The sequence below is a fragment of the Pseudomonas sp. SDO5522_S412 genome, from assembly GCF_054071215.1.
Window position 1 is genome coordinate 1 of the sequence record NZ_JBSVWQ010000225.1, and the last position, 9,143, is coordinate 9,143.

General features: G+C 63.1%; 11 protein-coding genes. 7 read left to right on the plus strand and 4 right to left on the minus strand.

The window, feature by feature from the left end:
• Positions 1-66: 66 nt before the first annotated feature.
• From scpB to ACW9I6_RS27465, 4 genes are all read right to left on the minus strand, one after another.
• Positions 67-1,026 carry an SMC-Scp complex subunit ScpB gene (gene scpB, locus ACW9I6_RS27450; RefSeq protein WP_102369771.1) on the minus strand — a complete coding sequence of 320 codons (960 nt, stop codon included), beginning with the start codon at positions 1,024-1,026 and terminating at the stop codon, positions 67-69.
• 12 nt (positions 1,027-1,038) lie between these two features.
• Positions 1,039-1,737: a segregation and condensation protein A gene (locus ACW9I6_RS27455; protein ID WP_173406103.1), complete on the minus strand. Its 699-nt coding sequence runs from the start codon at positions 1,735-1,737 to the stop codon at positions 1,039-1,041.
• A gap of 120 nt (positions 1,738-1,857) precedes the next feature.
• Positions 1,858-2,487, minus strand: a complete 630-nt coding sequence (locus tag ACW9I6_RS27460) for an L-threonylcarbamoyladenylate synthase (protein ID WP_003220075.1) — start codon at positions 2,485-2,487, stop codon at positions 1,858-1,860.
• 13 nt (positions 2,488-2,500) lie between these two features.
• On the minus strand, positions 2,501-3,364 hold the full coding sequence (locus ACW9I6_RS27465; RefSeq protein WP_003220073.1) for a PHP domain-containing protein: 864 nt from the start codon (positions 3,362-3,364) through the stop codon (positions 2,501-2,503).
• Positions 3,365-3,451: 87 nt separating this feature from the next.
• On the opposite strand from ACW9I6_RS27465, the gene ACW9I6_RS27470 reads away from it, so the two are divergent.
• From ACW9I6_RS27470 to ACW9I6_RS27500, 7 genes are all read left to right on the plus strand, one after another.
• Entirely contained in the window at positions 3,452-4,048 is a 597-nt protein-coding gene (locus tag ACW9I6_RS27470) for a septation protein A (RefSeq protein ID WP_003220071.1), read from the plus strand.
• 1 nt (position 4,049) lies between these two features.
• Positions 4,050-4,349, plus strand: coding sequence for a YciI family protein (locus ACW9I6_RS27475; protein WP_087692655.1), 300 nt, complete (start codon positions 4,050-4,052; stop codon positions 4,347-4,349).
• Between the two features lie 106 nt (positions 4,350-4,455).
• A complete protein-coding gene (locus tag ACW9I6_RS27480; protein ID WP_003220067.1) occupies positions 4,456-4,863 on the plus strand; it encodes a hypothetical protein in 408 nt (135 codons plus the stop codon).
• 7 nt (positions 4,864-4,870) lie between these two features.
• On the plus strand, positions 4,871-5,548 hold the full coding sequence (locus tag ACW9I6_RS27485) for a response regulator transcription factor (RefSeq protein ID WP_003220065.1): 678 nt from the start codon (positions 4,871-4,873) through the stop codon (positions 5,546-5,548).
• Between the two features lie 244 nt (positions 5,549-5,792).
• Positions 5,793-6,257, plus strand: coding sequence for a Spy/CpxP family protein refolding chaperone (locus tag ACW9I6_RS27490; RefSeq protein ID WP_087692654.1), 465 nt, complete (start codon positions 5,793-5,795; stop codon positions 6,255-6,257).
• Between the two features lie 65 nt (positions 6,258-6,322).
• Positions 6,323-7,666 carry a sensor histidine kinase gene (locus ACW9I6_RS27495; protein WP_003220063.1) on the plus strand — a complete coding sequence of 448 codons (1,344 nt, stop codon included), beginning with the start codon at positions 6,323-6,325 and terminating at the stop codon, positions 7,664-7,666.
• A gap of 40 nt (positions 7,667-7,706) precedes the next feature.
• Positions 7,707-9,056: a CoA transferase gene (locus ACW9I6_RS27500; RefSeq protein WP_457340048.1), complete on the plus strand. Its 1,350-nt coding sequence runs from the start codon at positions 7,707-7,709 to the stop codon at positions 9,054-9,056.
• The last annotated feature ends 87 nt before the right edge of the window (positions 9,057-9,143 follow it).

Consider the following 9,143-nt stretch of genomic DNA (forward strand, 5'->3'; position numbering starts at 1 on the left):
AGTCGCCGGATGCTTGGCTGACCCACCGCATTCGCGAGCAAGCCCGCTCCCACATTTTGTTCTGCGTCAGTCTTCGAATTGGCGGCGCTCGTTTTCGATGGCTTCGGCCAGGGCGCGGGCTTCGTCTTCTTCGTCGCTCAGCGGCGGTTGTTCGAGCGCTGCGACGGCGGCCAGCAGTTTGGCACGCGCTTCGGCGACGCCGAGGATGTCCTCCTCGGGTTCAGGCTCGGGCTCATCTTCAACTTCGACTGGCAGCTCAACCTCAACGTTCAGTTGCAGCGCAGGCTCCTGCTCACCGTCACTGGCCGCACCATCACGCAGCAAGTCATCGAAGTCAGTCTTGATGCCCTGCTCCATGTCATCCAGTTCCAGCAACAATGTGTGGAAACTGGTTTCGTCCTTCGGCTCTTCCGGCTCGGCGCTGGCGTCGGCCAGCTCCTGCAACCCGGCGGGCACCGGTGCGTCGTCGAAATCCAGGACCGGGTCCGGCTCCATCTCCCGCAGCTCGGCCAGCGGCGGCAAGTCGTCGAGGTTTTTCAGGTTGAAGTGGTCGAGGAACACCTTGGTAGTGGCAAACATCGCCGGCTTGCCGGGCACGTCGCGGTAGCCAACGATCCTGATCCACTCCCGCTCCAGCAACGTCTTGACGATATGGCTGTTGACCGCGACGCCGCGCACGTCTTCGATCTCGCCCCGGGTGATCGGCTGGCGATAGGCGATCAGCGCCATGGTTTCCAGCATCGCGCGGGAATAGCGCTGCGGGCGTTCTTCCCACAGGCGGCCGACCCACGGCGAAAACTTCTCGCGAATTTGCAGGCGATACCCGGAAGCCACTTCCCGCAGCTCGAAGGCACGGCCGTCGCAGGACTTGCGCAGAATCTCCAGGGCCTTCTTGAACACCGGCGGCTCAGGGCGCTCGGCTTCTTCAAACAGTTCGAACAGGCGCTCCAGGGATTGCGGCTTGCCCGAGGCCAGGAGAAAGGCTTCCAGCAGCGGAGCCAGTTCGCGGGGTTCAGTCAGATTCATCGATTCAGCTCTTTATTCGGCTCGCGCCCGCACGTGGATAGCCGCAAAAGGCTCATTCTGGACCAGCTCGACCAAGGATTCCTTGACCAGCTCAAGGATCGCCATAAAGGTCACGACTACCCCCAGGCGCCCTTCTTCCTTGGTAAACAGCTCGACAAACGGCACAAACCCGCCGCCCTTGAGGCGATCCAGCACATCACTCATGCGCTCGCGGGTGGACAGTGCCTCGCGGCTGACCTGGTGGCTTTCAAACATATCGCCACGGCGCAGTACTTCGGCCATGGACATCAGCAACTCTTCCAGGCTCACGTCCGGCAGCAGCTTGCGCGCCCGGGCTTCCGGGGCGTCGAGCTTGGGCACCACCACATCGCGGCCGACCCGGCTCAAACCGTCGATGCCTTCGGCCGCGGCCTTGAAGCGCTCGTACTCCTGCAGGCGGCGGATCAGTTCGGCGCGGGGGTCATCCTCTTCCGCCTCGATAGTCTCCGAGCGCGGCAGCAGCATGCGTGACTTGATTTCCGCGAGCATCGCGGCCATCACCAGGTATTCGGCGGCCAGTTCCAGGCGCACGGTCTGCATCAGTTCGACGTAGCCCATGTACTGGCGGGTGATTTCCGCCACCGGGATGTCGAGGATATTGATATTCTGCTTGCGGATCAGGTACAGCAGCAAGTCCAGCGGACCTTCGAAGGCTTCGAGGAAGACTTCCAGCGCATCCGGCGGGATGTACAGGTCCAGCGGCATTTCCATCACGGCCTGGCCGTAGACCATGGCAAATGGCAGTTCCTGCTGGGCGCCCGCCTGGCTGTCGACGGCTTCCACGGCCGACATTCAGGCCTCGACCATGAACGGTGCCGGGTCGCCACACCCTACGCGCACCACTTCCGGCTCGCCGTCGGCCAGGTTGATCACGGTGGAGGCCTTGTTGCCGCCGTAGCCGCCGTCGATGATCAGGTCGACGTGTTTTTCCAGCAGCCGGCGCATTTCATAAGGGTCGTACAACGGCTCTTCTTCCCCCGGCAGGATCAGCGACACACTCATCAGCGGCTCACCGAGTTCGGCCAGCAGCGCCAGGGCGATCGGGTGTTCCGGCACCCGCAGGCCGATGGTGCGCTTCTTCGGGTGCAGCAGCAGGCGCGGCACTTCGCGGGTGGCGTTGAGGATGAAGGTGTAGGGCCCCGGCGTGTGGGCCTTGAGCAGGCGGAAGGTGCCGGTGTCGACCTTGGCGAACAGCCCCAGCTGGGACAGGTCGCTGCAAATCAGTGCGAAGTTGTGGTTCTTGTCCAGGTCACGCAGGCGTCTTACGCGCTCGACCGCATTCTTGTCGCCGATCTGGCAACCGATGGCGTAGGACGAATCCGTGGGGTAGATCACCACGCCACCGGCACGGATGATCTCCACGGCCTGTTTGATCAGGCGCGCCTGCGGGTTTTCCGGATGAATCTGGAAGAATTGACTCACGTGTTCTACCTGTTCAGACGGTGGCAATAATGGGGTCATGTTTGAAGCGACACCAAAGGGGCGGCAAATCTTCCGGAACGGCGCGGTACTCGCCAATCTCGGACCAGCCGCCGGGGCCATGAAAATCACTGCCGGCGCTGACCAGCAGACCAAATTCACGGGCAAGAATCGCCAGGCTGCCTACCTGCTCGGCGGGTTGATGCCCATTGACCACTTCGATTGCGTGGCCGCCCGCTCCAATATAGTCGCCAATCAGCTTGCGACGCTTGCTGCGGGTGAAATCGTAATGCCACGGATGCGCCAGGCTGACCCAGGCACCTGCTGCCCGCAGTGTGCCAACGGTGTCTTCCAGGGTTGGCCAGTGTTGCTTGACGTCCCCCAGCTTGCCGGCACCCAGCCATTTGCGGAACGCTTCGGCGCGATCCTTTACAAAACCTTCACGCACCATCCAGTCGGCAAAGTGCGGGCGGGCCGGGGCGTTGCCGCTGTCACCCAGTTCCTGCTGGATGGCGCGGGCGCCTTCCAGGCCGTTGGGCATGCCCTTGAGGGCCAGCTTGCGGCTTATTTCTTCGGACCGCAGCCAGCGGCCATCGTGCAATTTGGCGATGGCCTCCACCAGCGGCGGCGCGTTGACGTCGAAACCGTAGCCCAATACGTGGATGGTTGCGCCGCCCCAAGTGCAGGACAATTCAACTCCGTTGACCAGTTGCATGCCCAACGCATGCGCCGCCTCGCGGGCCTCTGCCAGGCCTTCGAGGGTGTCGTGGTCGGTCAACGACAGGACTCGCACGCCTTTTTCAAACGCACGCGCAACCAGGACCGCGGGCGCCAGGGCGCCGTCAGAGGCTGTGCTATGGCAGTGCAAATCAACATTCACGGGAGTGTGTAACCTCAAGTCAGCTGGCGCTTTCGCTACCAAGGATGTTTGTTATTATGCCGCCACATCCAGCTTCTGGCTCTTACTGTGAAACAATTCATCGACTTCATCCCGCTGTTGCTGTTTTTCATCGTTTACAAAACCGACCCTCGCGTTATCGATCTTGCCGGCCACGAGCTGACCCTCGGCGGCATCTACAGCGCCACGGCGGTGCTGATCATCAGCTCCGTGGTGGTCTACGGCGCGCTCTTCATCTCCCAGCGCAAGCTGGAAAAAAGCCAGTGGCTGACCCTGGTCGCCTGCCTTGTGTTCGGCAGCCTGACCCTGGCCTTCCACAGCGAAACCTTCCTTAAATGGAAAGCCCCGGTGGTCAACTGGCTGTTCGCCCTGGCCTTTATCGGCAGCCACTTCATCGGTGATCGCCTGCTGATCAAGCGGATCATGGGCCACGCGCTGACCTTGCCAGACCCGGTGTGGACCCGCCTGAACATCGCCTGGATCGTGTTTTTCCTGTTCTGCGGCGCCGCCAACCTGTTCGTCGCCTTTACCTTCCAGAGCTACTGGGTGGACTTCAAGGTGTTCGGCAGCCTGGGCATGACCGTGCTGTTCCTGGTCGGCCAGGGTATCTACCTGTCGCGCCACCTGCATGACACCGACCCTACCACGCCGAAAACCGAGGACTGACATGCTCTACGCCATCATTTCCACCGACGTCGCCAACTCCCTGGAAAAACGCCTGTCCGTACGCCCGGCCCACGTCGAGCGCCTGAAACAGCTGCAAGCCGAAGGCCGCCTGGTACTGGCCGGCCCGCATCCTGCGGTAGACAGCAACGACCCGGGAGACGCCGGTTTCATCGGTAGCCTGATCGTCGCCGAGTTCGCCTCCCTGGCGGCGGCACAAGCCTGGGCCGATGCTGATCCGTATGTAGCGGCCGGCGTGTACGCCCAGGTGCTGGTCAAACCGTTCAAGCAAGTCCTGCCTTGATTCGTTGCGCGCTGAACCAAATGGCTTCAGCGCACTCCTAAACGCTCATTATTCCCGGTAACCTGCCGACAACGTTCTGAATATTCGTGTGGAATCAGGAGTTCCGATGCGCTTACGTCAGTTGTGTCTGTTGGCAGTGTTAATGATCGGGGCTACGGCCCACGCTGAAGAAACCTCGAACACCGGCAGTTCCACGCCCCTGTCCTTGAGTGCCGGCAGCCAGATCACCGATTTGCAGCAACGTTTGAAAGAAAGCGAACGCCAGCGCGATGAGCTGAGCAAGCAATTGCAAAGTGCTGACGCCACGCGGGAAAGTACCCAACTGAGTAAACTGCGCCAGGAGAACCAACGCCTGGTCCAGCAACTCAAAGAAGCACAGGGCAGTGCCTTGCCACGCTGGCTTACCGAGCAACAACAATGGTTCGTGACCGGCGGGGCAGTCGCACTGATCGCCCTGTTATGCGGGATCTTCGCCAGTGGCGGGCACCGGCGCCGTCGACAATGGCTAAATTGAGTGAGTCATGAGCGAGCTGTTACTGATAGATGATGACCAGGAGCTCTGTGAGCTGCTGACCAGTTGGTTGAGCCAGGAAGGTTTCCAGGTACGCGCCTGCCATGACGGCTTGAGCGCCCGCAAGGCATTGGCCGAAGCCGCCCCGGCGGCCGTCGTGCTCGACGTGATGCTGCCCGACGGCAGCGGCCTGGAGCTGCTCAAGCAATTGCGCAGCGACCACCCGGAACTGCCGGTGCTGATGCTCTCGGCCAGGGGCGAACCCCTGGACCGGATCCTCGGCCTGGAACTGGGCGCCGACGACTACCTGGCCAAACCCTGCGATCCTCGTGAACTGACCGCGCGCCTGCGCGCCGTGCTGCGCCGCAGCCACCCGGCCGCCGTGTCCACTCAGTTGGAACTGGGCGACCTGTGCTTCAGCCCGGTGCGTGGCGTGGTCACTATCGATGAACAGGAATTTGCCCTGACCGTGTCCGAAAGCCGCCTGCTGGAAGCCTTGCTGCGCCAGCCCGGCGAGCCGCTGGACAAGCAGGAACTGGCGCAAATCGCCCTGGGCCGCAAGCTGACCCTGTATGACCGCAGCCTGGACATGCACGTCAGCAACCTGCGCAAGAAGATCGGCCCGCACCCGGATGGCCGGCCACGGATCGTGGCGCTGCGTAGCCGCGGCTATTACTACAGCCTCTAGCCCGCGTAGCAGCTGTCGAGCCTCGGCGAGGCTGCGACAGCATCTCCTCGGTACAGGTGTCAGACCGCAGCGCCTGCCTCGCAGCCTCGCCAAGGCTCGACAGTTGCTACGGTCGCCAATAGTTTTGTCAGCCCCGCCCAAAATCCTCTTTACCCAAGCTTTACCGTCCCCTGACTGCCGCTGACCTTGATCTCCGTAATCTACTCACATCCGGACTCACCGGAATAGAGACAGGAGAATCACCATGCGCAAGACCCTTATCGCTTTGATGTTCGCTGCTGCCCTGCCAACCGTTGCCATGGCCGCTGCGCCAGAAGGCCCAGGCCCGATGGGCGGTCCTGAAGGCCACATGATGGGTGGCCCAGGTCACGGCGGTGAACACGGCATGCGGGGCAAAGGTGGCCCTTTCAGCCAGCTGGACCTGAGCCCTGAACAGCGCCAGCAGATCGGCAAGTTGATGGGCCAGCAATGGCACGCTCGCAAAGAGTTGGTGCGCAAGTACCTGGACAAACTGCCAGCCGCTGATCAGAAAGCCATGAAAGACGAAATGGCGGCCGCCAAGCAGAAAACCCAGACCGACATCCGTGCCGTGCTGAAACCCGATCAACAGAAGAAATTCGACGAGATCGTGAAGAAACAAGCCGAGCGCCGCGCCGAGTGGAAGGAATTCCAGGCCTGGAAAGCCCAGCAGCCGCAAAAAGCGCAATAATGATCTAGCTTCACTCCCAGCCCAGTGGCCACCGCCGCTGGGCTTTTCCTGTTTGAGGATTTCTTGTGCGTTCATTGTTCTGGCGCGTCCTTGCCAGCTTCTGGCTGGCCATCGCCCTGGTTGCCGGGTTGTCGATCCTGCTTGGGCATATGCTCAACCAGGACGCCTGGATTCTCAGCCGCCACCCCGGGCTCAATAACCTCGCGCAGGAATGGACGCAGCTTTACGAGGCCCAGGGCGAGGACGCCGCCCAGGAGCTGCTGCAGCAGCGCAAGCGTCAGTACCACATTGACGTGCAAGTGCTTAACGAAAGCGGCGAGCCTGTGGTGCGCGGCACTTTCCCGCGCCGCGCCGCCGCCCTCGAAGCCCGGCAAAACGACAGCCAGGACCGCCACCTGCCCTGGCGCCGGCTGACCGCCGAGTACACCAGCGAAAAAACCGGCGACACCTACCTGCTGATCTACCGCATTCCCCACCCGGAACTGGACGCCTGGCACCGCAGCAGCCTGCTCTGGCCGTTAAGTGCCCTGGCGATTGCGCTGGTGGTGCTGACCCTGTTCAGCCTGTTGGTGACGTTGTCCATCACCCGCCCCCTCAGCCGCCTGCGCGGCGCAGTGCACGACCTGGGCCAGACCACCTATCAGCAGAACAGCCTGGCGCGGCTGGCCAACCGTCGCGATGAATTCGGCGTACTGGCCACCGACTTCAACCGCATGGGCGCCCGCCTGCAAAGCCTGATCGGCAGCCAGCGCCAGTTGCTGCGGGATGTGTCCCACGAACTGCGCTCGCCCCTGGCCCGCCTGCGGATCGCCCTGGCCCTGGCAGAACGGGCCACGCCCGAAGCGCGGGAAAAACTCTGGCCGCGCCTGACCCGCGAATGCGACCGCCTGGAAGCGCTGATCAGCGAAATCCTGGTACTCGCCCGGGTGGACGCCGATAACGCCAGTGCCGAAGACATCGACCTCAACCCGTTGCTCCGGACCCTGCAAAAAGACGCCTTGCTCGGCGCGCCGGACCAACCCGTGCAGCTGGATGCCGAGGCCGGGCTGCACCTCAAGGGCTGGCCGACCATGATCGAACGCGCGGTGGATAACCTGCTGCGCAACGCCCAACGCTTCAACCCGCCCGGCCAACCGATTGAAATGGAAGCCAGACGCCAGGGCGAACGCATTGTGATCAGTGTGCGCGACCACGGCCCCGGCGTGGATGCCGAACACCTGAGCCAACTCGGCGAGCCGTTTTACCGCGCCCCGGGGCAAACCGCCCAGGGCCATGGCCTGGGCCTGGCCATTGCGCGGCGCGCCGCAGAGCGCCATGGCGGCAGCCTGATCCTGGCCAATCATCAAGGCGGCGGCTTTATCGCCAGCGTGGACCTGCCACTGGAGCCGGGGGTTGTCATTCAACCCTGATGATCTTCTATGATGGTCCTTCTCATTAGGAGGGCCTTTGATGACTGATCTGCTCACCCCCATCCAGGAAGCACTCGATTTACCCGTCACCCCACTGGCCGTAACCGAAGTCGGCGCCCTGCCCTCGACCTTTGCCGTCACCGAACTGGCCAGCGCCAGCATCGGTGCCGCAGGCCAGGCGGTCGCCCAGTTGCTGTTGCAGCAAACCGGGCGCCTGCCCTCGGTGACCGTGGACCGGCGCCTCGCCTCGTTCTGGTTCTCCTCCTCGCTGCGCCCCGACGGCTGGACCACACCGCCGCTGTGGGACCCGATAGCCGGCGACTACGCCTGCACCGATGGCTGGATTCGCCTGCACACCAATGCACCGCATCACCGTGCCGCCGCCGAGCGCGTACTCGGGCAGGTCGCTGACCGTGAAGCAATGGCCGCGAAGGTTGCGCCATGGACCGCTGCCGAGCTGGAACAGGCGATTGTCGAGGCGAACGGCTGTGCGGCGCAGATGCGCTCATGGCAAGACTGGCAAGTTCATCCACAAGGCTTGGCGGTCAATCAGGAACCGCTGGTCCATCGCCAGACCTTTGCAGCCCTCAGCGACAAACCCTGGCTGGGCTCGGTGGCAAGGCCGCTGGCGGGCATCAAGGTGCTGGACCTGACGCGCGTATTGGCCGGCCCCACCGCCAGCCGTTTTCTGGCTGGCCTCGGCGCCGATGTACTGCGCATCGATTCCCCTGACTGGAACGAACCCGGCGTGGTGCCGGAAATGACCCTGGGCAAACGTTGCGCCCGCCTGGACCTGAAAAACCCCGACGACCGCCTGATCTTCGAAAACCTGCTCAAGGACACCGACATTCTGCTGCACGGCTACCGCGCCGATGCTTTGGAGCAGTTGGGCTACGGTGAGGCCGCGCTGCAAGCCCTCGCGCCTGGCCTGATCGACGCCAGCCTCAACGCTTACGGCTGGGGCGGCCCGTGGCGCAATCGCCGGGGGTTCGACAGCCTGGTGCAGATGAGCACCGGGATTGCCGAGGCTGGCAGGCAGTGGAAAAAGTCGGAAAAACCGGTGCCGCTGCCGTTGCAGGCGCTGGACCACGCCACCGGGTATTTGATGGCGGCCAGTGCGATTCAGGCGTTGAGTGAACGCTTGAAATCCGGCCGCGGCGGTTCGGCACGGTTGTCCCTCGCGCGCACGGCAAAACTGTTGGTGGACGCAGGACAAGTCCCGGAACAACTACCGCTGCGGGCCGAAGAACCGGGTGATCAAGGCTTGGTGGTGGAGCAAACCGCCTGGGGCCCGGCCCACCGCTTGCTGCCCCCGGTGACCATCAGCGGGACACCGTTGCAGTGGGACTTGCCCGCAGGGGAATTGGGCTCACACCGCCCTCAGTGGTGACCGAAGATCCTGTGGCGAGGGAGCTTGCTCCCGCTGGACTGCGCAGCAGGCCCCAACTTTTTGGTTAATGGGGCCGCTTCGCGCCCC

Excerpts from the sequence above, each read along its gene's own strand:
- scpB (WP_102369771.1), bottom strand. The coding sequence starts at position 1,026 with ATGAATCTGACTGAACCCCGCGAACTGGCTCCGCTGCTGGAAGCCTTT.
- ACW9I6_RS27475 (WP_087692655.1), top strand. The coding sequence starts at position 4,050 with ATGCTCTACGCCATCATTTCCACCGACGTCGCCAACTCCCTGGAAAAA.
- ACW9I6_RS27480 (WP_003220067.1), top strand. The coding sequence starts at position 4,456 with ATGCGCTTACGTCAGTTGTGTCTGTTGGCAGTGTTAATGATCGGGGCT.
- ACW9I6_RS27485 (WP_003220065.1), top strand. The coding sequence starts at position 4,871 with ATGAGCGAGCTGTTACTGATAGATGATGACCAGGAGCTCTGTGAGCTG.
- ACW9I6_RS27490 (WP_087692654.1), top strand. The coding sequence starts at position 5,793 with ATGCGCAAGACCCTTATCGCTTTGATGTTCGCTGCTGCCCTGCCAACC.
- ACW9I6_RS27500 (WP_457340048.1), top strand. The coding sequence starts at position 7,707 with ATGACTGATCTGCTCACCCCCATCCAGGAAGCACTCGATTTACCCGTC.